The organism is Streptomyces corynorhini, assembly GCF_003346515.1.
Classification (GTDB): Bacteria; Actinomycetota; Actinomycetes; order Streptomycetales; family Streptomycetaceae; genus Streptomyces; species Streptomyces corynorhini.
Genome location: NZ_QQNA01000257.1, coordinates 1 through 21,199, shown reverse-complemented (window position 1 = coordinate 21,199; position 21,199 = coordinate 1). Strand labels below are relative to the sequence as shown.

Here is a 21,199-nt window from a genome sequence, read left to right as displayed (position 1 = left end):
GGAGTCGACCAGCGCGGCGTCGTTCCCGCCGACCAGGGCCTGGGATCCGGGGGGCGGGGTGACCGCCCGGACCTTCTCGACCAGGTCCTGGGCGGCGTCGGATTTCGGCTCCAGCCCGCTGACCACGCTGATCCGCTGCGCGTCGGGACGGCCGAAGGCGGCGTTGGCGGGGCCGGGGGGCGTGGCCTCGCCCTGGGCGTAGGTTCCCGTGCTGGCCTCGACGCGGGTGACGCCCTTCAGCGCGGCCAGTTCGGTCGCGTACGACTCCAGCGGGGCCTTCGCCACGGACGTGTCGATGACGATGTTGAGGGCCATGTCCTCGCTGCCGTCGAAGTTCTCCCGCAGCGCGGTGGAGACCTGACGGCTCCCGGAGTCCTCGGGCAGGACGCGCTCGTCCGGCGTGCCGAAGGTGATGCCCAGCAGCGGGCTCGCGGCCAGCAGCAGCACCGCGAGTACGGGCAGCGCGGTGACGCCGGGACGGCGCATGACGGTACGGGCCAGCCGGCCCCACATCGGATCGCGGTCGGCGGAGCGGTCCTTCCTCGCCCACGGCAGCCGCCCGCTGTTGACGCGGTGCCCCAGGACGGCCAGCAGCGCCGGCATGACGAACAGGGTGCCGAGGGCCGCGATGGCGACGACGCCGACACCGGCGAAGCCGAAGGAGCGCAGGAAGTACTGCGGGAAGACCAGGAGCGCGGCGAGCGCGGCGGCCACCGTGGCGGCGGAGAACGCGACGGTACGCCCGGCGGTGCTCACCGTACGGCGCACCGCGTCGTCCACGCTCGACCCGGCCGCGAGCTGCTCGCGGAAGCGGCTGACCATCAACAGGGCGTAGTCGATGCCCAGTCCGAGGCCCAGGGCGGTGGTGAGGTTGGTGGCGGTGTCGGCGACGTCGGTGATGCTGCCGAGGACGAAGAGTTCGGCGAACGAGCCGACGATGGCGATGGTGGCGATGGCCAGCGGGAGCAGGGCCGCGACCACGCTGCCGAAGATGAACAGGAGCAGTACGAGGGTCAGCGGGATGGCGATGGCCTCGGCCAGGATCAGGTCGTCGACCACCTGCGTGCCCAGGTCGCTGCCCACGGCGGCGCCGCCGCCCGCCTGGACCTCGACCGCGTCCTTGTACGTTCCGGAGTAGGTGGCGATCAGCTCCTTGGCGTTGTCGCGCCGCTCCGTCTCGTCGCCGGTGACGTGGGCGAGCACCATGGCCTCGCGGCCGTCGCGGGAGCGCAGGTCGGGGCTGTTCGTCTCCCAGTACGAGACGACGTTGGTGAGGGTCTTCTCCTTCTTGAGGTCGGCCACCAGGGACGCGCCGCCCCGCGCGGCCGCCGGGGCGTCGACGCGGCCCTCCTTGGCGCGGACGAGCAGGACCAGGTTCGTCTCGCCGCCGAACTTCTCGTCGATGACCTTCGCGGCGCGGCTGGACTGCGAGGCGGGGTCGTCGAAGCCGCCGCCGAGCAGCTTGCCGAAGGCTCCGGCCCCCAGCACGCCCATGAGGGCTACGACCACGGTGGCGACGACGAGTATCAGCCGGGACCGGCGGATCGCCAGTTCGGCCAGGCGTTCAAACACGTGCGTTCTCCTCTGGAACCAAAAATATGAATCAACATGAAATGGACATGACAAGGCCGGAAGACCGGCGGAAGCCGGGGATGTACAAGGGAGTCGACGCAGCGCCCCACGGACCGTCGCCCCGACGAGGGCCGCGCGGTGTCGCACTCTTCGTCGCCGAGGACGACGTTAGTCAGGCAGCGGATTATTTAGCAGTATGAGATTTACTTGACGGTGTGAAATTTTCGGAACAGGTCGCGATTTTCCGATGCCCCGGCGCCCTCTTCGTCGTACCGTCACGGCATGACCCCGGACGAACACGTAACGGCCCCGCTCTCCCTGCGCCAGCGACGCAGGGCGGCGGCCACCCAGGAGATCGTGGACGCGGCCGAGCGCCACATCGCGGAACACGGCCCCGCGGCCCTGTCGCTGCGCGCGGTCGCCCGTGAACTGGGCATGACCGTGCAGGCGCTCTACCACTACTTCCCGAACCGCGACGCCCTCGTCACCGCGCTCATCGCCAAGGGGTACGACGACCTGGCCGACGCCGTGAAGACCGCCGTCGACACCGCGCCGGACGACCCGGCCACACCGCGTCTCGTGGTCGCGGCCCGGGGCTACCGCCGCTGGGCCGTCGCCCATCCCGAGCGCTTCCAACTCCTCTACGGGGCACCGCTGCGCGGGTACGAGGCCCCCGCCGAGGGGCCCACCACGCAGGCGGTGCGGCGGATGAGCATGGTCTTCCAGGACGAGCTGTTCGCCGAGTACACGACGGAGCAACTGGCCGCGGCCGACACCCTCGCGCTCTCACCCCCGCTCCGGTCCCAGCTGGAGCGCCTCCCCCCGGAGGGCCCGGGAGCCCTGCCGCCCGCCGCGGCGGCGCTCCTGCTGATCGCTTGGGGGCACATGCACGGTCTGGTCGTCCTGGAGGTGTTCGGGCACACGTCCTTCATCGGCGACCACCAGGCCGAGATCTTCGAGATGTCGATGCGGAACATGCTCAAGGACATCCACCGCCGGATCCCGGACGCCGCGAGCCTGCCGCGCCCGCCCGGCCCATGAGCACGCCCGAGCACCTCGCCGGGGCCCTGGCCCGCGCCGGGGCCGTCCCCGCGGGGTGGGAGGACGCGATCGCGGCCGTGGCGCGGGAGTTGTTCCTGCCGGACGTCATCGAGGGCCGGGGACGAGGTGGTCTCGCGGAGCGCGAGCCCGGCGCGCTGGTCGGCCGTCGTGTACGACGACGTACCGGTGACGACGCAGGTCAACGACGGCCGCGAAGTGCCCCACGGGCCTACCGGTTGCCGACCTCGTCCAGTGCGACGCCGAACGTGATGCTGGAGATGCTGAGGCTGCTGGAGGTGGCGGCGGGGCACCTGGTGCTGGGACTGGGCGCGGGGACCGGGTACACCGCCCGGAGGCCACAGGGCCCGGGGCCCGGGGCCCGGGGCCCGGGGCCCGAGACCGCAAGGCTCCGCAGACCGCAGAACTCCGAGGCCGCAGGACCCCGCAAGGCGCAGAACTCCGCAGACCGCAGGACCCCTAGGCCGCAGGACCCCGAGGCCGCAGAACTCCGAGACCACAGAGCCCCGCAGACCGCAGGGCCCCGCAAGACCCCGCAGGGCGCCAAGGCCGCACGGCCCCGGTCCCGCGTCGCTCACACCTTCCGGTGGCCTATGAGACGCGGCTTCGGCTCCAAGCCCTCCAGCCCGTGCCAGGCCAGATTGACCAGGTGCGCGGCCACCTCCGACTTCTTCGGACGGCGGGCGTCCACCCACCACTGACCCGTCAGCGCCACCATGCCCACCAGCGCCTGCGCGTACAGCGGCGCCAGCTTCGGATCGAAGCCACGCGCCTTGAACTCCATGCCGAGGATGTCCTCGACCTGCGTCGCGATATCGCTGATCAGCGAGGCGAAAGTGCCCGTGGACTGGGCGACCGGGGAGTCACGGACCAGGATGCGGAAGCCGTCCGTGTACGTCTCGATGTAGTCGAGAAGCGCGAACGCGGCCTGTTCGAGCAGCTCACGGGGGTGGCCGGCGGTCAGCGCGCCCGTGACCATGTCGAGGAGCTGGCGCATCTCGCGGTCCACCACGACCGCGTACAGCCCCTCCTTGCCGCCGAAGTGCTCGTACACCACCGGCTTGGAGACCCCGGCCTTCGCCGCGATCTCCTCGACCGACGTCGCCTCGAAGCCTTTCTCCGCGAAGAGGGTGCGACCGATGTCCAGCAGCTGTTCGCGCCGCTCCGCGCCGGTCATCCTGACCCGGCGGGCCCGCCGGGTCCCCGTGCTCCGGCCCTTCTCGGTGCTGCCCTGCTTGCTCGTACCGCCGTCGATCGCCACGGTGCCCATCATGCCTTGGCGGGTGCGCTCTTGCGGCGGGAGTCGATACGGGAGGCATCGGGCCAGCGGACGTCGGAAGCCCAGCCCGCCAGCTCGAACCAGCGGATCAGCCGGGCGCTGGAGTCGATCTGCCCCTTGAGCACGCCGTGCCGCGCGCTGGTGGGGTCCGCGTGGTGCAGGTTGTGCCAGGACTCCCCGCAGGACAGCAGCGCCAGCCACCAGACGTTGCCCGAGCGGTCGCGCGACTTGAAGGGACGCTTGCCCACCGCGTGACAGATCGAATTGATCGACCACGTGACGTGGTGGAGCAGCGCCACCCGCACCAGCGAACCCCAGAAGAACGCCGTGAACGCCCCCCACCAGGACATCGTCACCAACCCGCCCACCAGGGGCGGCAGCAGCAGCGACACCGTCGTCCACAGGGCGAACTGGCGCGACACCGCGCGCAGCGCCGGGTCCTTGATCAGATCCGGCGCGTACTTCTGCTGCGGCGTCTGCTCCTCGTCGAACAGCCAGCCGATGTGGGCCCACCACAGGCCCTTCATCAGAGCCGGCAGCGTCTCGCCGAACCGCCACGGGGAGTGCGGGTCCCCTTCCGCGTCCGAGAACTTGTGGTGCTTGCGGTGATCGGCCACCCAGCGCACCAGCGGGCCCTCCACGGCCAGCGAACCCGCCACGGCCAGCGCGATCCGCAGCGGACGCCGCGCCTTGAACGAGCCGTGCGTGAAGTAGCGGTGATAGCCGATCGTGACGCCGTGGCAGCCGATGTAGTACATCGCCACCATCAGCCCCAGATCCAGCCAGCTCACCCCGCCCCACGTCCAGGCCAGCGGCACCGCCGCCAGCAGGGCGGCGAACGGCACGACGATGAACAGCATCAGCGCGACCTGCTCAAGAGTGCCCTTGCGGTCGGCACCCAACGTCGCAGCGGGTAGCGAAGCGCCTCCGGAGGGTGAGGGTGCGGAGGAGTCGTCGATCACATCGGGAGGTGTGCTCATGTGGGTCCCCTGAAGTAAGGAGAAAGAAGCGGAATCGAAGCGGAACCGAAGAAGTCGAACCGAAACGGGCAGAAGACCCGATACGGGTGCGTAACCTACGGCAACGTAAGTATGGCAGCGTCGAAGGGCGCGGCAAGAGGGCTGTGGATAACTCCGGAAGAAGGCCACCTATCCTTATGTCGTCGGACAGCGCGGTCCGCGAAGTCTCCAGAACCCTCCAGACGTGCCAAAACACTGCAAGGAGCCGCACCTGTGAGCAGTGCCGACCAGACCCCATCAGCCAACACGGAACTGCGTTCAGACATCCGCCGTCTCGGTGACCTGCTGGGCGAGACCCTCGTCCGCCAGGAAGGCACCGAACTGCTTGAGCTGGTCGAGCGCGTCCGCGCCCTGACCCGCGAGGACGGCGAAGCCGCCGCCGAGCTGCTCGGCGACACGGACCTGGAGACAGCCGCCAAGCTGGTACGGGCCTTCTCCACCTACTTCCACCTCGCCAACGTCGCCGAACAGGTCCACCGCGGCCGCGAGATGCGCGAGCGCCGAGCCGCCGAGGGCGGCCTCCTCGCCCGCACCGCCGACCGGCTCAAGGACGCAGACCCCGAACACCTGCGCGAAACCGTCAAGAACCTCAACGTCCGGCCCGTCTTCACCGCGCACCCCACCGAAGCCGCCCGCCGCTCCGTACTCAACAAGCTCCGCCGCATCGCCGAGCTGCTCGAAGCGCCCGTCATCGCCTCCGACCGGCGCCGCCACGACCTGCGTCTCGCCGAATCCATCGACCTCATCTGGCAGACCGACGAGCTGCGCGTGGTACGCCCAGAACCCGCCGACGAAGCCCGCAACGCCATTTACTATCTGGACGAACTGCACATCGGCGCCGTCGGCGACGTCCTCGAAGACCTCACCGCCGAACTCGAACGCGTCGGCGTCGAGCTGCCCCCCGGCACCCGCCCCCTCAGCTTCGGCACCTGGATCGGCGGCGACCGCGACGGAAACCCCAACGTCACCCCCGAGGTCACCAGCCAGGTCCTGATCCTCCAGCACGAACACGGCATCACCGACGCCGTCGAACTCATCGACCAGCTCCGCGGCCAGCTCTCCAACTCCATCCGCTACGCGGGCGCCACCGAAGAACTCCTCGACTCGCTCAGGACCGACCTGGAGCTGCTCCCCGAGATCAGCCCCCGCTACAAGCGCCTCAACGCCGAGGAGCCCTACCGGCTCAAGGCCACCTGCATCCGCCAGAAGCTCGTCAACACCCGCGAGCGCCTCGCCCGCAACACCCCGCACGAGCCCGGACGCGACTACCTCGGCACCGCCGAACTCCTCGCCGACCTCACCATCATCCAGACCTCCCTGCGCGAACACCGCGGCGGCCTCTTCGCCGACGGCCGCATGGACCGCACCATCCGCACCCTCGCCGCCTTCGGCCTCCAGCTCGCCACCATGGACGTACGGGAACACGCCGACGCCCACCACCACGCCCTCGGCCAGCTCTTCGACCGGCTCGGCGAGGAGTCCTGGCGCTACGTCGACATGCCGCGCGAATACCGGCAGAAGCTCCTCGCCAAGGAGCTGCGCTCACGCCGCCCCCTCGCCCCCACCCCCGCGCCCCTCGACGCGGCCGGCGAGAAGACCCTCGGCGTCTTCCACACCATCCGCCAGGCGTTCGACCGATTCGGCCCCGAGGTCATCGAGTCGTACATCATCTCCATGTGCCAGGGCGCCGACGACGTCTTCGCCGCCGCCGTCCTCGCCCGCGAGGCCGGCCTCCTCGACCTGCACGGCGGCTGGGCCAAGATCGGCATCGTGCCTCTCCTGGAGACCACCGACGAGCTGCGCGCCGCCGACGTCATCCTCGACGAGATGCTCGCCGACCCCTCCTACCGGCGCCTCGTCTCGCTGCGCGGCGATGTCCAGGAGGTCATGCTCGGCTACTCCGACTCCTCCAAGTTCGGCGGCATCACCACCTCCCAGTGGGAGATCCACCGCGCCCAGCGCCGACTGCGCGACGTCGCCCACCGGCACGGCGTACGCCTGCGCCTCTTCCACGGCCGCGGCGGCACCGTCGGCCGCGGCGGCGGCCCCTCCCACGACGCCATCCTCGCCCAGCCCTGGGGCACCCTGGAAGGCGAGATCAAGGTCACCGAACAGGGCGAGGTCATCTCCGACAAGTACCTCATCCCCTCCCTCGCCAGGGAGAACCTGGAACTGACCGTCGCCGCCACCCTCCAGGCGTCCGCCCTGCACACCGCACCGCGCCAGTCCGACGAAGCCCTCGCCCGCTGGGACTCCGCCATGGACACCGTCTCGGACGCCGCCCACCACGCCTACCGCGAACTGGTCGAGGACCCCGACCTGCCCGCGTACTTCTTCGCCGCCACCCCCGTCGACCAGCTCGCCGACCTCCACCTCGGCTCCCGCCCCTCCCGGCGCCCCGACTCCGGCGCCGGTCTCGACGGACTGCGCGCCATCCCGTGGGTCTTCGGCTGGACCCAGTCACGGCAGATCGTCCCCGGCTGGTTCGGCGTCGGCTCCGGCCTCAAGGCCCTGCGCGAAGCCGGACCCGACACCGCGCTCGACGAGATGTACGAACACTGGCACTTCTTCCGCAACTTCCTGTCCAACGTCGAGATGACCCTCGCCAAGACCGACCTGAGGATCGCCCGGCACTACGTGGACACCCTCGTACCCGACCACCTCAAGCACGTCTACGACACCATCGAGGCCGAGCACGCCCGCACCGTCCAGGAAGTCCTGCGGATCACCGGCGGCGAGAAGCTCCTCGACTCCAACCCCGCCCTCCAACAGACCTTCGCCATCCGCGACGCCTACCTCGACCCGATCTCCTACCTCCAGGTCTCCCTGCTCGCCCGTCAGCGCGCCGCAGCCGCCCAGGAAAAGACCCCCGACCCGCTGCTCTCGCGGGCCCTGCTCCTCACCGTCAACGGAGTAGCCGCCGGGCTGCGCAACACCGGCTGAGCACACCGGCCGCACACCCCACGCATACGGAAGTGCCCCGCCACCGGACCTCTCCGGCGGCGGGGCACTCCCCTATCCGCTCCACGTACGGGACGACCACCCGCGGCACCCGCTCAGAGCACGTGACAGCCCGCCGCACCCGCTCAGAGCGCGAAGAACGTCCCCACCAGCAGCACACCACCCGCCACCGCCAGCCCCCAACCCAGCCGCGGCATCCTCAGCCCGCCCCCCACCACCAGCGCGGCCAGCAGCAGCGCACCCCCCAGCGGCACCCACGCGTACAGCGACCCCGCCGTACCGGCGCGCACCAACTCCTTCGACCCCGGCTTCACCACCACGGGAAACCGCTCACCCACCTTGACCGCGACCGACTCCTCGATCGTCATCCCGGCCCGCGCGCGCTGCGGCCCGTCCGGCACGTACTCCCCCGCACACGACCCGCCCGCGCACCGCGTCACCGTCAACGTGCCGTGCTCACGCCCCTTGGAGAGCATCACGTGCTGCGCCGCGTCCCACGAAGCCCAGACACCCGCCACGAGGAGCAGCAGGGCCACGATCGCCATCGCCGCCTCCCGGCCGAACGACACCACGGAGGCCGACGAGAGCCCACCGCGCTTCGACCGCTTCTTGGCCGGCGCCTTCTTGATGGGCCCCTTCTTGGTCGGCCCTTTCCCGGTCGCCCGCTTCCTCGTCCGCGTCATAGGGCGGGATCCTTGGCCATGGCCATGCGCCGGGTCAAACCACGGCCGGTGAATGCGCCGCTTGTGGCGAGATGTCACGGCGCCGCGGTAGCGCGGTAGCGCAGGGGGGCAGAGCCGCAGAGGGGGCAGGAGGGGCTACGCGTTGTACGCGCTCTGCGCGCGCTCCAGCCCCTCCGTCACCAGCGCCTCCACCGCGTCCGCCGCCCGGTCCACGAAGTACGCCAGCTCCTTGCGCTCCACCGACGAGAAATCCTTCAGCACGAAATCCGCGACCTGCATCCGGCCCGGCGGCCGGCCGATCCCGAACCGCACCCGGTGGTACTCGGGACCCATCGCCTTCGTCATCGACTTCAGACCGTTGTGACCGTTGTCCCCGCCACCCAGCTTCAGCCGCAAGGTGCCGTAGTCGATGTCCAGCTCGTCATGGACGGCCACGATGTTCGCCGTCTCCACCTTGTAGAAATCCCGCAGCCCCACCACAGGACCACCGGACAGATTCATGAACGAGGTGGGCTTGGCCAGCACCACCCGTCGGCTCGCCGGCCCCGGCGCCCCCAGCCGCCCCTCGATGACCTGCGCCTGCGCCTTCTGCGCCCGCTTGTACGAGCCGCCGATACGTTCCGCCAGCAGATCGGCCACCATGAACCCGACATTGTGCCGATTGGCCGCGTACCCGGGCCCGGGGTTCCCCAGACCCACGATCAGCCAGGGGGCGTTGGCATCCGTGGTCATGCGCGCTGCTTCTCCTCGCGTACGTAGGTCACACAAAGGGCGGACGGGGTGGCGGGCCGTGGCCCGCCACCCCGTCCTTGGCACAGAGCGAGGATCAGACCTCGGCGGTCTCGGCGCCCTCGGCCGCATCCGGCTCCTCGGCCTGCGCGGCCAGGACCTGGATGACGACCGCGTCCTCGTCGGTCACCAGCGTGGTGCCGGAGGGCAGCGGAACGTCCTTCGCGACGATCGAGTCACCGGCATCCAGACCCTCGATGGAGACCGTGACGGACTGCGGGATGTGGGTGGCCTCGGCCTCGACGGTCAGCGTGTTGAGGACGTTCTCCAGCAGGTTCGCGCCCGGGGCCAGCTCGCCCTCGGTGTGGACCGCGACCTCGACCGTGACCTTCTCGCCGCGCTTCACCGCGAGGAGGTCGACGTGCTCGATGTCGCCCTTGATCGCGTTGCGCTGCACGGCCTTCGGGATGACCAGCTCGCTGCGGCCGTCGATGTCCAGCGTGATCAGCGCGTTCGCCGTCTTCAGCGCCATCATCAGGGGGTGGCCCGGCAGGGTCACGTGGACGGTGTCGGCGCCGTGGCCGTAGATGACACCGGGAACCTTGTTCTCACGACGGGCACGGCGCGCGGCGCCCTTGCCGAACTCACTGCGGACCTCGGCGCTGATCTTCACATCGGCCATGGTGGCACTCCTCGTAGAAGCGAACGGTGACGGACAAACGATGGTCACCCGGCCACAAACGGGCCTGCTACGAAGAGCGCGTCGATAACGGACGAACCGGCACCTGAGTGCGGCCTCCCTCGCCGAGCAACCCGATGAGTCTACCCGGCGGAGAGGCCGCCCCAGAAATCGATCTAGATCAGACGAAGGTGACGGCAACGGCAACGGCAACGGCGCCAGCTACGGCACCGACGACGGCACCCCGCCCGACCCGCGTCCCGTCGGCCCGCGCCCCCGCCCGACCCGCCGACCCGCCGCCCCGCGTCCCTACTGGTCTTCCTCGAACAGGCTGGTCACCGAGCCGTCCTCGAACACCTCGCGCACCGCGCGCGCGATCGTCGGCGCGATCGACAGGACAGTGATCTTGTCCAGGTCGAGATTGCCCGGGTCGGGCAGCGAATTCGTGAACACGAACTCACTGACCTTCGAGTTCTTCAGCCGGTCCGCCGCGGGACCCGACAGCACACCGTGCGTGGCCGTCACTATGACGTCCTCGGCACCATGCGCGAACAGCGCGTCGGCGGCGGCGCAGATCGTGCCACCCGTGTCGATCATGTCGTCGACCAGCACACAGACCCGGCCCGCGACATTGCCGACGACCTCGTGGACCGTCACCTGATTGGCGATGTCCTTGTCACGCCGCTTGTGCACGATCGCCAGCGGAGCGCCCAGCCGGTCGCACCAGCGGTCCGCGACCCTGACCCGGCCCGCGTCCGGCGAGACCACCGTCAGCTTCGAGCGGTCCACCTTCCCCGCCACATAGTCCGCCAGGATCGGCAGCGCGAACAGATGGTCCACAGGACCGTCGAAGAAGCCCTGGATCTGATCCGTGTGCAGATCGACCGTCAGAATCCGGTCCGCACCCGCCGTCTTCATCAGATCGGCCACCAGCCGGGCCGAGATCGGCTCACGGCCACGGTGCTTCTTGTCCTGCCTGGCGTAGCCGTAGAACGGCACGATCACGGTGATGCTCCGGGCCGAGGCCCGCTTCAGCGCATCGATCATGATCAGCTGCTCCATGATCCACTTATTGATCGGAGCGGTGTGGCTCTGGATCAGGAAGCAGTCCGCGCCGCGCGCGGACTCCTGATAGCGCACATAGATCTCGCCGTTGGCGAAATCGAATGCCTTGGTCGGCACAATCCCGACACCGAGTTGTTGCGCGACCTCCTCGGCCAGCTCGGGGTGGGCGCGGCCGGAGAAGAACATCATCTTCTTCTCGCCGGTCGTCTTGATCCCGGTCACAGCACTGTCTCCTCAGACGTGTTGATGGCCGCTGAGCCCGCGCGTCCCTGCGAGCCAGCCGAATCGTACAGATGCCAATCGAGCGGTCAAACGGTTGATGCGGTTATCACGTTACGCCGACATCGACGCCGCTCTTTCCGGTCAGCTTTCACTCTCGGTGCTCGCCGGCGCCGCCGCGGCGGCCGACGCGGCGGCGCTGCCCGGACGCTTCCGGGCCACCCAACCCTCGATATTCCTTTGCTGGCCCCGGGCGACAGCGAGCGAACCGGCCGGTACGTCCTTCGTGATCACCGACCCGGCGGCGGTGTACGCGCCGTCCCCGACCGTGACAGGGGCCACAAACATGTTGTCCGAACCCGTCCGGCAATGCGAACCGATCGTCGTGTGGTGCTTGCGCTCACCGTCGTAGTTCACGAAGACGCTGGCAGCGCCGATGTTCGTGTACTCACCGATCGTCGCGTCCCCGACGTACGACAGGTGCGGCACCTTCGTACCCTCGCCGATCGTCGCGTTCTTCATCTCGACGTACGCGCCCGCCTTGGCCTTCACGCCCAGGCGCGTACCGGGCCGCAGATAGGCGTACGGACCGACCGTCGCCCCCGCGCCCACCTCGGCGCCGTCCGCGACCGTGTTGTCCACCCGGGCGCCCTCGCCCACGACCGTGTCCTTCAGCCGCGCGTTCGGCCCCACCTCGGCGCCCTCGGCCAGATGCGTCGCGCCGAGCAGCTGCGTACCCGGGTGCACGACCGCGTCCTGCTCGAAGGTCACCGACACGTCGACGAGGACCGACGCCGGATCGACCACGGTCACTCCGGCCAGCATGGCGCGCTCCAGCAGCCGCTGGTTCAGCAGCCGCCGCGCCTCCGCGAGCTGGACGCGGTTGTTGATGCCCAGGATCTCCCGGTGATCGGCGGCGACGGACGCCCCGACCCGGTGACCGGCCTCGCGCAGGATGCCGAGGACGTCGGTGAGGTACTCCTCGCCCTGGCTGTTGTCCGTACGCACCTTGCCGAGCGCGTCCGCGAGGAGCTGCCCGTCGAACGCGAACACCCCCGAGTTGATCTCCCGGATGGCCCGCTGCGCGTCGGACGCGTCCTTGTGCTCGACGATCGCGGTGACCGCGCCGTGCGCGCCCTCCCGGACGATCCGCCCGTACCCCGTCGCGTCGGGCACCTCGGCGGTCAGCACCGTCACGGCGTTCCCGTCGGCGGCGTGGGTCGCGGCGAGCGCGTTCAGGGTCTCGCCGGACAGGAGCGGGGTGTCGCCGCAGACGACGACGACGGTCCCGTCGGGCGTGCCCCCCAGCTCCTGGAGCGCCACCCGGACGGCGTGACCGGTGCCGTTCTGGGTGGCCTGGTACGCGGTGCGCACGCCGTCGTACGCGGCGGTCAGATGCCCCTCGACCTCGGCGCGGGCGTGCCCCACGACCACGACGAGCTGCCGCGGCTCCAGCTCACGCGCGGCGGACACGACATGTCCGACGAGCGAGCGCCCGCAGACCTCGTGCAGAACCTTGGGGGTTCTCGACTTCATGCGGGTTCCTTCACCCGCTGCGAGAACGACGACGGCTGCCGGGCGGTTGACGCTCACGGGGATGCCCTTCGGCTTCGGGTGCTGGACACCCGCAGGATACCGGGGGGTTTCGGGGCGTAAACGAAGGCGGGCCCCGACCGGTGAGGTCAGGACCCGAACCTGGATATTCGTGTACCAGGCTCCGCCGCTAGGATTCGAACCTAGACCGAACATCTCCAAAGGATGCCGTGCTGCCGGTTACACTACGGCGGAAAGTCGGACAGACCGGTACATCGGATCGGGCTGTCGAATCTGCACCCAACACTATGCCGTACCAGGCGCCCTCCACGCGACGGTAAAGATCGGCGCTCTTGGTGACGTAGATAACCAGGCACCCTCTGTAGTCACTGGCGGTGTTCTTCCGCTTGGTCTTCGGGTTGTGCTTCTTGAGTGTCGCCCTCTGGAACACCACTGGATCGACGCCCGCGAGGTAGGCCCAGAACTGCTCTGCCGCAGGTACGTCCGCCGATTCGTGGATGCTGACCCGGAAGTGCAAGGGAACGCCCGGCGCGGGCGGGTCTCCCAGGTCGCCGGAGAACGCGGTGCGCGCGCCCGTACGCTGGACGACATGACCACAACGGGGGCACACCAGGACGGTGCGGGCATGACCGCCCGTGGCTATGGCTGGTGGGAGCGGCGGCGGAGCATCGTGCTGGATGTGGGGCTGGCGCTGGTGTCGGCCCTGGAGTGCGGGCTGGAGGGCGTGTACTTCGCGCAGAACGCGGCGCTGCCCGTGTCGCTGGGGGTGATCTTCGGGCTGCTGGCGGGGTCGGTGCTGGTGGTACGGCGGCGGTGGCCGTTCGCCGTGGTGCTGGTGTCGATCGCCGTGACGCCCGCCGAGATGGGCTACCTGATGGCGGTCGTCGGGCTGTATTCGCTCGCCGCGTCCGAGGCGCCGCGTCGGATCATCGGGTCGCTGGCCGGGATGTCGCTGGTCGGGACGTTGATCGTGACGTTCGTGCGGGCGCGGCAGAACGTGCTGGACACGGGGGTCGACACGCACCGCTGGTACGTCCCGGTCGTGGCGATCCTGATGTCGGCGGGGATGACGGCCCCGCCCGTGCTGCTGGGGCTGTACGTGGGGGCCAGGCGGCGGCTGATGGAGAGCCTGCGGGAGCGCGCGGACAGTCTGGAGCAGGAGCTGTCGCTGCTCGCCGACCGGGCCGAGCAGCGGGCGGAGTGGGCGCGTACGGAGGAGCGCACGCGGATCGCGCGCGAGATGCACGATGTGGTGGCGCACCGGGTGAGCCTGATGGTGGTGCACGCGGCGGCGCTCCAGGCGGTGGCCCTGAAGGATCCGGCGAAGGCGGTGAAGAACGCCGCGCTGGTGGGTGACATGGGCCGGCAGGCGCTCACGGAGCTGCGCGAGATGCTCGGGGTGCTGCGGTCGGGCGAGCAGGTGGCGGCGCGGCGGGCGGGGAACCTGACGTCGGCCGACGCGGCGCGGGAGGCCGTGCCGCTCGCCGCCGTGGGGCTGGCGGCTGCCGCCGCCGCGGCCGCCGCGGCCGAGGACGGTCCGGGGATGGCGGACATCGAGGCTCTGGTGGGCGAGTCCCGGGACACGGGGATGGTGGTGGAGCTTTCGGTGCGGGGTGAGTCGCGCGCGTATCCGCCGGAGGTGGAGCAGACCGCCTACCGGGTGGTGCAGGAGGCGCTGACCAATGTCCTGAAGCACGCGGCGGGCGCGAAGGTGATGGTCCGGCTCGCGCACCGGGAGGCGGAGGTCGCGATGCAGGTGGAGAACGGTCCTTCGGACAGTGGCGCGCATGACGCGGGGCTGCCGAGTGGCGGGAACGGTCTGGTGGGGATGCGGGAGCGGGTGACGGCGCTGGGCGGGGTGTTCGTCTCGGGTGAGACGGACGCGGGCGGTTTCCGGGTGTCGGCGGTGCTGCCGGACCGGGGCGCCGCCTGATCCGCGCCGCCGGTCCTGTACGGGGATCCGGGCCCGTCCGCGTACCCGCTCCGTGAGGCTCAGCCCTGGGTCAGCCGGGTCGGTTCGAGGCCGGTGAGCAGGGTCCCCAGGGCCCGGTCGATGTCCGGTCCGAGGTACCAGTCGCCGGTGTGGTCGATGCTGAAGATCCGGCCGGTGCTGTCGATGGCCAGGACCGCCTGCCCTTCGCCCTCCTCGCCCAGGGGACTCAGCTCCGTCTCCAGCGACCTGCCGAGGTCGGCGAGGGTCCGGGCGAGGTGGATGCCTGCCGTGGGGTCGATGCGCAGGGTGGCGGGGGCTATCTGCCGGCCGGGGCCGGGTGCGCTGAGGCGCAGGCCGCCGAACTCGGCCCAGGCTTCGACGGCCGCGGGGAAGACGCTCAGCCGGTGGCCGGCGGGGGTGGTGTGCGCGCGCAGGATGTCGGCCCACGCCTCGGCCTGCTTTATGTCCCAGCGTCCCGGTCGCCAGCCCGCGTCGCGGAGGGCGGCGTCGACGGGTACGGGGAAGCGCGTGGTGCTGAGGTCGGGCATGTTCAGCCGTTCTCGGTCAGGTCGACGGGCCGTACGCCGAAGTGGGCGAGCAGCGCCGTACAGGAACGGCAGGGTGGGGCGTAGCTGCCGTGCAGGGGGTCGCCGTCCTCGCGGATGCGGCGGGCGGTGAGTTTGGCGTGTTTGAGGGAGCGTCTCGCCTCGCCGTGGGTGAGCGGTTTTCGTTTGGCGCGTTTCGATCTGGCGCCCTCGGCCGCGGTGAGGTGGCGGGAGAGAAGTATCGCTTCCGGGCAGCGGCCGGTGAATCGTTCCCGCTGTCCGCTGGTGAGTGTGGCGAGAAAGTCCTGTACGAGGGGGTGCAGGGCGGGTGGCTGGTCGGCCTTGCCCGCCGTGCAGGTGAGTGTCTCGCCGCGGACGGAGAGCGCCGCGGCGACGGCGGGCAGGATGCCGTCCCTGCGCTGCCGGAGTACCGGTGGGTGGTGCGGCTCGGCGCTGCTCCAGCTGAGGCGTGGGTCGCCGGATGCGTCGGTTGGTGCGGTGTGCATGGTGCTGTCCCTCCCCGTGCCCGCGGCCGGTAGCCGCTGATGTCACGCCCCCCATGTTGCTGTGACAGCCTGCCAAATGTGACGCACAGTGGGAAAGCTGGGGCGTGGATCGGCTGGTTTACGGGTGGTTCTCGGCGTGGCGTCGGCGCTGGGTCACGTGCGTGTGACTGGTGGTCACGAGGTGGACGCGGGTCGACGCGGGTGGACCGGGGCGAAGTGCCCGATCTCACGCGGCCCCGGGGGGGCCGGTGGTGGCGGACGGCGACGGTCGGCGACGGTCGGGCCGTGTCGGGTTCGTCACGCTGTGAATACGGCCGGTGGTCGCGGGCGTTGGCGGGGTTCGCGGGCGGGAGCGGTGGGGGGAGGAGCGTCCTGGTCCCCCTTGCCCCACCGCATAGGCTGTGCGGAACCAGGGCTGTGGTGAACCAGCCGTAAGCAGCAGGGGGCAACCGCCATGACGACAGGTCGGCTCGGGCAGCAAGCCGCGCCACCGAACGCGGCCTACGCCGGGCAGGTCGTGCACTTCCCGGATCCGGTCCGGGCCTCCCGGCACCCGAGAGGTGTCCGGGTGGACGGGGACGGCTTCCCGGACTTCACGCCGTACGCCCGCGCGGCGGCCGAGATAGCCGAGCCTCCGATGGGGTTCGGCGTGGACGAGCTGCGCCTCACGGACTATGTGTCGGCGAACGCGGCGCTGCACGCCGCGGGCCACGATCTGTGGGGCACGGTCCCTTCGGTGGCGACACCGCACGGCTGGACCTGGCATCATCTGCCGGGTTCGCGCCGGATGGTGCTGGTGCCGGTCGAGGTGAAGGCGCTGCTGAGACATCACGGCGGGCTGGCGACGACGTCGGTGGACCATGCCAAGCGGGGTACGCGGCCGCTGCGGGAGACCCGGCCGGCGCACTTCGGGCTGCCGAAGGGGGCGGGGCCCGTGGGTGAGCAGCAGGTGCTGGGGGTGGAGGAGGATCTCGGTTACCGGCTGCCGGGGGCCTACCGCTCGTTCCTCAAGGCGGCGGGCGGCTGTGCGCCGGTGGCTCCGGCGCTCGATCCGGAGCTGGGGCTGCTGGTGGACCAGCCGTTCTTCACGGTCCGTGAAGAGGCCGCGGTCAATGACCTGGTTTATATGAACAAGTGCTTGCGGGACCATCTGACCAAGGACTATCTGGCTGTCGGCTTTGTGCAGGGCGGGATTCTCGCGGTGAAGGTGAAGGGCGAGCGGTCGGGTTCTGTGTGGTTCTGCGCGTATGACGACGCGCGGGACCAGGACGGGCTGAGTGTGCGGGAGCGGGTGGAGCGGTTGTTGCTGCCGTGCGGTGATGACTTCGACGCGTTTTTGCTGCGGCTGGCGGGTGGTCCGGCGGAGCTGGAGACCGTGGCGAACCTGATGGTGGACGGCGGCTTCGCGCGCGCTGTCCCGGTGGAGGGGTGAGCGCGGTGGTGACGTTCGCGCAGGCGCAGGAGCGCGCGGAGGACTGGATCAACGGCGAGCTGCCCGGCTATCAGCACCGTGAGGTGCGGGTGCGGGAGTTCGAGCTGGGTTTCGTGGTGTGGGCGGAGGACCGGGAGAACGGTCCGACGTCGGACGGTGGCCGGCAGCGGCTGGTGATCGCCCGGGACAGCGGTGAGGTCACGCTGTGGCCGGGGCTGCCGGTGGGTGAGGTGATCCGGCGGTACGAGGAGGAGTACGGGGCGCCCGAGGAGGCACCGGCCGTGCCGGAGGCTCCGCAGCGGCTGGATCTGAATCAGACGTCGTTCCTGTTGACGCCGCCGCAGTGGCTTCTGGACGCGGCGGACAAGGCCGGGATCCCGGACGAGCGGGCGGCTGGGGCGCGGAAGGCCGAGGGGGTCGCTGAGGTCGCGGGGTCTGCTGAGGCTTCGGGGTCTGCTGAGGCAGGTGCGGCCTCGGCCGCTGGTACGGCTGGGGGTGCGGGTGCGGGTACCGACCCCGCTTCGGGCTCGGATACCGGTACGGGCTCGGGCTCGGGCTCGGGCGGTTCCCTCGGCGGCAACGCCTCGCAGGGCAGCTCCGCCTGGCCGGGGGCGTACGAGCCGACGGCCAACGACGGTGTGCCCGCGTCGACCCCGGGTGCGCCGACCGGGTCGACCCCGTGGGAGGGGATCGACACGAGCGGTTCGTCCGCGTCGGCGGAGGACCGTTCCGTGCCGTTGCCCGCGACGGTCTTCGCGCCGCCTCTCGCGGGCGCGGACGAGGATGACGCGGCGCCGCCCTCGGCGGCGGCCGAGGCGCCTACCGCGCTGATGTCGGGCGGCAGTCAGCTGCCGCGTACGGCGGTCACGCCGTCGCTGGAGCCGAAGGAGCCCGCCGGTACGGGGGGTTCGACCGGCGGCGCCGTGACGGGCGCCGGTGACCTGGCCGACGCGGCGACCAGCAAGGCCGCCGTACCGCCGCGCGGTGGGCGCGGCGGCGGTGCCACGCCCCCGCCGCCGCCGGGCGCCCCCGGTACGCCGGGCGCGCGCCCGCAGGGGGCGACTCCGCCGCCGGGGCCGCCGCCGTCGGGTCCCGGTGCGCCGGGCACCCCGGCGGGCGGTTACGTACCGACGCAGATGGCGCCGAGCATCGGTTCCAACACGCCACTGCCGCCGGGCCCGCCCGGTGCGCCCGGCGTCCCCGGTGCGCCCGGTGCGCCGCAGCCTCCCGGTGCGCCCGGCACTCCCCCGGGCGGCGTGCACCAGGCCGCGACCATGCTCTCCGACCCGAGCCTGGGCGGTTCCGGTGGCGTGCAGCCGCCGCCTCCGCCGGGCCCGCCCGGTGCCCCCAACGCCCCCGGCGCTCCCGGCACGCCTCCCGGCGGGACGCACCACGCCGCGACCATGCTCGCGGGGCCGGGGCAAGGGCCGGGGCAGGCGCCGGGCCAAGGGCCGGGGCCGGGGCCGGGGCAGCCCGGCATGCCGCCGCCGCAGCCTCCGGCGTACGGTTATCCGCCGCAGCCGGCCGGTATGCCGACGGTCGGCCCCGGCTATCAGGCCGTCCTGCGCTACCGCGCGCCCGACGGCTCGGAGGCGCAGCTGATCCGGCGTTCGGCGCCCGGGACTCCGCATCCGGAGTGGCAGATCCTGCATGAGCTGCGCGCGATGAACGTGCCGCCGCAGCAGGTACTGGAGCTGCACACCGAGTTGGAGTCCTGCGAGCTGCCGGGTGGCTACTGCGCCCGGATGATCCGGGAGACCTGGCCGCAGGTGCGGATCACGAGTGTCGCGCCGTACGGCGAGGATCACGCGAGCAGGCAGCAGGGGATGCGGCATCTGCTCACCCATCAGGGCGAGTTGCATCAGGTCGCGGACGGTCCCGCGCGACCGGCGCCGGTGCGGGCGCCGCTGCCGCCGATGCCTCCGGCGCCGCCGATTCCGCCGGAGGGGATCGCGCAGGAGCTGATGGGGGCGTTCGGGCCGCAGGGCATCTGCCGGTTCGACCAGCGTGCGGTGTCCCGGCAGGGGGTGCCGGAGATCGTGGCGCGCACCCTGGTGTGGGCGGGGCTGCCCGCGGACTTCGGGCCGTTCTTCTGGGCGCAGCCGCCGCAGCCGGTGGTGCCGACGCTGACGGAGCTGGCGGCGCAGCGGCAGGTGCGGGCCGCGGCGGACGCGGGGTCGTATCTGGTGATGGGCAGCGATTTCGGCCGTGCGCTGTGTGTGCAGTACGGTACGGCGCACATCATGGCCGTACCGGTCGAGGCGGGTTCCGACGGCCGGTCGGTGGCGCCGCAGTTCGTGAATACGGGGCTGCCGGAGTTCGCGCGTTCGCTGGCGCTGCTGGGTCGGATGTGGCGGCTGCGGTACGGGTTGAATCCGGAGCAGGCGGGCCGTTGGACGGTGGATTTCCAGGCGCAGTTGGCCGCGCTGGATCCGGCGGCGCTGTCGTCGCCGGAGAACTGGTGGTCGGTGCTGCTGGAGCAGATGTGGGACGGCCTGCTGTGAGAGTTCGCCGATCCCTTCGTCGGTCCGTTCGTCGGTCCGCTCGTCGGTCCGTTCGTCGGCCGTCGTTGATCGTTTCGTTGTTCATTTCTTAGAACGGAGTGCTGTGGCCGTTCGTTGAGTCGCAGTACCGAGGTAGGACCGGGGCGCCCCCGCTGATCGCGGGTGGGCGCCCCGGTTGTATCCGGTGGTGCGGGTGTTACGCGCGATCAGTGTGTTTACTGCGGTTTTGGTCGGACGGCTAAGCGGAGTGTCGCGTTATGACCGCTTCGCTTCGATCCCTGAGTATTACGGCGGATAACGTTGGGTGTGTCGGATTGGGTGTCGGAGAGGGGCTTCAGGATGGGTGCTGCACCGGTGTCGGCTCATGGCTTCGTGTCCGTACGGGGCCGTGGTTACCGTCCCGAGCAGGTGGAGCGGGAGTTCACGGCGCTGTCGCGGGATCGCGACGACGCGTGGGAACGGGTGGCGCGGCTGACCGTCCTGGCCAAGGAGATGGAGGCCGAGTCGGCGCGGCTCGCGGAGCAGGTGGCCGCGTTGGAGCCGCAGACGTACGAGTCGCTCGGCGGCCGGGCGCGGCAGATCCTGGCGTTGGCGACGGCCGAGGACGAGTCGCTGCGGACCGAGGTGCGCGAGGAGGCGCAGGCCGTGGTGGACGCGGCGCAGGCTTCGGCGCGGCAGCTGCGTGAGCTGGCCAGGGAGCAGGCCGACGCGGTGCGGGCGGAGGCCGACGCGCACGCGGAGCGGCTGATGCGGGCGGCGCGGGAGGAGGCCGAGGAGGAGCGTACCGAGGTGCGCCGCGAGGTGAAGGCGCGGCGGGCGGAGGCGCTGGACGCGTTGAAGGAGGTGCGGACGCGGACCCAGCGGGTGATCGACGACATGGAGCACAGGCAGGGCGAGCGGCTGGCGCAGGCCGAGCGGGAGTCCGCCGAGCGCGAGACGGCGATGACGGTCGAGCACGACGAGTCGAGCGCGTACGCGCAGGTGCGGCTGGTGGAGGCGCAGCGGTTGTTCTCGGAGGCGGGTGAGCGGGCGCGGCATCGCCAGGAGGACGCGCAGGACACGGCGGCGGAGCTGATGGCGCAGGCGCGGGTGCGGGCGGAGCGGGTGATGCGGGACACGGAGCGGGTCGTGCGGGAGCACGAGGAGGCGCGCGAGGAGATGCGGGCGCACATGGCGCATGTGCGCAGCAGCCTGGCGGCGCTGACGGGCCGGGCGCCCGCGGAGGGGTAGGACGCCCGGACCTGTCCGCCTGTCCGCCTGTCCGCCTGTTCACTTGTTCGCCTGCTGGACTCACTGGGCCCGTCGGGCCCGTTGGGCCTCTGGGGAGGATGCCTCTCCCTAGGGGCCCTTTGCGCTGCCTCCAGCCCTTCACCGTGCGGGCATGGCCGGGCGGCGGTGGCCTGGGCGGGGCCGGGGGGCGCGGCGGCGGAGGCCGGCCGGAAGCGGCGGGGTCGTCTTGT

16 protein-coding genes, 1 tRNA gene and 1 pseudogene are annotated in these 21,199 nt (G+C 71.1%); 6 read left to right on the top strand and 12 right to left on the bottom strand.

Features of this window, described 5'->3' with window-relative positions; genetic code table 11:
• A partial coding sequence (locus DVH02_RS27675; protein WP_114626585.1) for an MMPL family transporter occupies positions 1-1,572 on the bottom strand: 1,572 nt, incomplete at its 3' end.
• 282 nt (positions 1,573-1,854) lie between these two features.
• Here DVH02_RS27675 and DVH02_RS27670 point away from each other — a divergent pair.
• Positions 1,855-2,613 carry a TetR/AcrR family transcriptional regulator gene (locus DVH02_RS27670; RefSeq protein WP_114626584.1) on the top strand — a complete coding sequence of 253 codons (759 nt, stop codon included), beginning with the start codon at positions 1,855-1,857 and terminating at the stop codon, positions 2,611-2,613.
• A 592-nt stretch (positions 2,614-3,205) separates the two neighbouring features.
• Here DVH02_RS27670 and DVH02_RS27665 read toward each other — a convergent pair.
• A complete protein-coding gene (locus DVH02_RS27665; protein WP_114626583.1) occupies positions 3,206-3,901 on the bottom strand; it encodes a TetR/AcrR family transcriptional regulator in 696 nt (231 codons plus the stop codon).
• Positions 3,901-4,890: an acyl-CoA desaturase gene (locus DVH02_RS27660; RefSeq protein ID WP_114626582.1), complete on the bottom strand. Its 990-nt coding sequence runs from the start codon at positions 4,888-4,890 to the stop codon at positions 3,901-3,903. Before DVH02_RS27660 ends, DVH02_RS27665 begins: the two co-directional genes overlap by 1 nt.
• A gap of 252 nt (positions 4,891-5,142) precedes the next feature.
• On the opposite strand from DVH02_RS27660, the gene ppc reads away from it, so the two are divergent.
• Entirely contained in the window at positions 5,143-7,872 is a 2,730-nt protein-coding gene (gene ppc / locus DVH02_RS27655; RefSeq protein ID WP_114626581.1) for a phosphoenolpyruvate carboxylase, read from the top strand.
• Between the two features lie 143 nt (positions 7,873-8,015).
• Here ppc and DVH02_RS27650 read toward each other — a convergent pair whose 3' ends face one another.
• The 7 genes and pseudogenes from DVH02_RS27650 to DVH02_RS36475 form a co-directional block, all read right to left on the bottom strand.
• Positions 8,016-8,435 carry a hypothetical protein gene (locus DVH02_RS27650; RefSeq protein WP_114626588.1) on the bottom strand — a complete coding sequence of 140 codons (420 nt, stop codon included), beginning with the start codon at positions 8,433-8,435 and terminating at the stop codon, positions 8,016-8,018.
• Positions 8,436-8,708: 273 nt separating this feature from the next.
• Positions 8,709-9,305 (bottom strand): aminoacyl-tRNA hydrolase, encoded by a 597-nt coding sequence (pth, locus tag DVH02_RS27645; RefSeq protein WP_114626580.1) that lies wholly within the window; start codon positions 9,303-9,305, stop codon positions 8,709-8,711.
• Between the two features lie 94 nt (positions 9,306-9,399).
• A complete protein-coding gene (locus DVH02_RS27640) occupies positions 9,400-9,984 on the bottom strand; it encodes a 50S ribosomal protein L25/general stress protein Ctc (protein WP_114626579.1) in 585 nt (194 codons plus the stop codon).
• 306 nt (positions 9,985-10,290) lie between these two features.
• Entirely contained in the window at positions 10,291-11,268 is a 978-nt protein-coding gene (locus tag DVH02_RS27635; protein ID WP_114626578.1) for a ribose-phosphate diphosphokinase, read from the bottom strand.
• 141 nt (positions 11,269-11,409) lie between these two features.
• Positions 11,410-12,858 carry a bifunctional UDP-N-acetylglucosamine diphosphorylase/glucosamine-1-phosphate N-acetyltransferase GlmU gene (gene glmU / locus DVH02_RS27630; RefSeq protein ID WP_114626577.1) on the bottom strand — a complete coding sequence of 483 codons (1,449 nt, stop codon included), beginning with the start codon at positions 12,856-12,858 and terminating at the stop codon, positions 11,410-11,412.
• Between the two features lie 122 nt (positions 12,859-12,980).
• Positions 12,981-13,053, bottom strand: a tRNA-Gln gene (locus DVH02_RS27625).
• Positions 13,054-13,090: 37 nt separating this feature from the next.
• A pseudogene (locus DVH02_RS36475) lies at positions 13,091-13,336 on the bottom strand (hypothetical protein); the annotation flags it as partial.
• Between the two features lie 72 nt (positions 13,337-13,408).
• Here DVH02_RS36475 and DVH02_RS27615 point away from each other — a divergent pair.
• A complete protein-coding gene (locus DVH02_RS27615) occupies positions 13,409-14,752 on the top strand; it encodes a sensor histidine kinase (protein WP_114626587.1) in 1,344 nt (447 codons plus the stop codon).
• Positions 14,753-14,811: 59 nt separating this feature from the next.
• Here the strand turns inward: DVH02_RS27615 and DVH02_RS27610 are convergent, their stop codons facing one another.
• Together DVH02_RS27610 and DVH02_RS27605 are read right to left on the bottom strand one after the other, a co-directional pair.
• Complete coding sequence (locus DVH02_RS27610; protein WP_114626576.1) at positions 14,812-15,300, bottom strand: SUKH-3 domain-containing protein; 489 nt, start codon at positions 15,298-15,300, stop codon at positions 14,812-14,814.
• A 2-nt stretch (positions 15,301-15,302) separates the two neighbouring features.
• Positions 15,303-15,803: a YwqJ-related putative deaminase gene (locus DVH02_RS27605; RefSeq protein ID WP_114626575.1), complete on the bottom strand. Its 501-nt coding sequence runs from the start codon at positions 15,801-15,803 to the stop codon at positions 15,303-15,305.
• Between the two features lie 454 nt (positions 15,804-16,257).
• Here DVH02_RS27605 and DVH02_RS27600 point away from each other — a divergent pair, with 454 nt between their 5' ends.
• The 3 genes from DVH02_RS27600 (at position 16,258) to DVH02_RS27590 (ending at position 20,969) form a co-directional block, all read left to right on the top strand.
• Entirely contained in the window at positions 16,258-17,235 is a 978-nt protein-coding gene (locus DVH02_RS27600) for an SMI1/KNR4 family protein (protein WP_114626574.1), read from the top strand.
• A gap of 5 nt (positions 17,236-17,240) precedes the next feature.
• The gene (locus DVH02_RS27595; protein WP_407697687.1) at positions 17,241-19,739 is read left to right on the top strand and encodes an SUKH-4 family immunity protein; all 2,499 of its coding nucleotides are present in this window, start codon (positions 17,241-17,243) and stop codon (positions 19,737-19,739) included.
• Positions 19,740-20,078: 339 nt separating this feature from the next.
• The gene (locus DVH02_RS27590) at positions 20,079-20,969 is read left to right on the top strand and encodes a coiled-coil domain-containing protein (protein WP_114626586.1); all 891 of its coding nucleotides are present in this window, start codon (positions 20,079-20,081) and stop codon (positions 20,967-20,969) included.
• Positions 20,970-21,199: the final 230 nt, after the last annotated feature.

What these genes read in the sequence shown, in the direction of transcription:
- DVH02_RS27615 (WP_114626587.1), top strand. Translation starts at nt 13,409, where the DNA reads ATGACCACAACGGGGGCACACCAGGACGGTGCGGGCATGACCGCCCGT.
- DVH02_RS27605 (WP_114626575.1), bottom strand. Translation starts at nt 15,803, where the DNA reads ATGCACACCGCACCAACCGACGCATCCGGCGACCCACGCCTCAGCTGG.
- DVH02_RS27670 (WP_114626584.1), top strand. Translation starts at nt 1,855, where the DNA reads ATGACCCCGGACGAACACGTAACGGCCCCGCTCTCCCTGCGCCAGCGA.
- DVH02_RS27660 (WP_114626582.1), bottom strand. Translation starts at nt 4,890, where the DNA reads ATGAGCACACCTCCCGATGTGATCGACGACTCCTCCGCACCCTCACCC.
- DVH02_RS27640 (WP_114626579.1), bottom strand. Translation starts at nt 9,984, where the DNA reads ATGGCCGATGTGAAGATCAGCGCCGAGGTCCGCAGTGAGTTCGGCAAG.
- DVH02_RS27665 (WP_114626583.1), bottom strand. Translation starts at nt 3,901, where the DNA reads ATGGGCACCGTGGCGATCGACGGCGGTACGAGCAAGCAGGGCAGCACC.
- DVH02_RS27650 (WP_114626588.1), bottom strand. Translation starts at nt 8,435, where the DNA reads ATGGCGATCGTGGCCCTGCTGCTCCTCGTGGCGGGTGTCTGGGCTTCG.
- pth (WP_114626580.1), bottom strand. Translation starts at nt 9,305, where the DNA reads ATGACCACGGATGCCAACGCCCCCTGGCTGATCGTGGGTCTGGGGAAC.
- DVH02_RS27590 (WP_114626586.1), top strand. Translation starts at nt 20,079, where the DNA reads ATGGGTGCTGCACCGGTGTCGGCTCATGGCTTCGTGTCCGTACGGGGC.
- DVH02_RS27600 (WP_114626574.1), top strand. Translation starts at nt 16,258, where the DNA reads ATGACGACAGGTCGGCTCGGGCAGCAAGCCGCGCCACCGAACGCGGCC.
- DVH02_RS27610 (WP_114626576.1), bottom strand. Translation starts at nt 15,300, where the DNA reads ATGCCCGACCTCAGCACCACGCGCTTCCCCGTACCCGTCGACGCCGCC.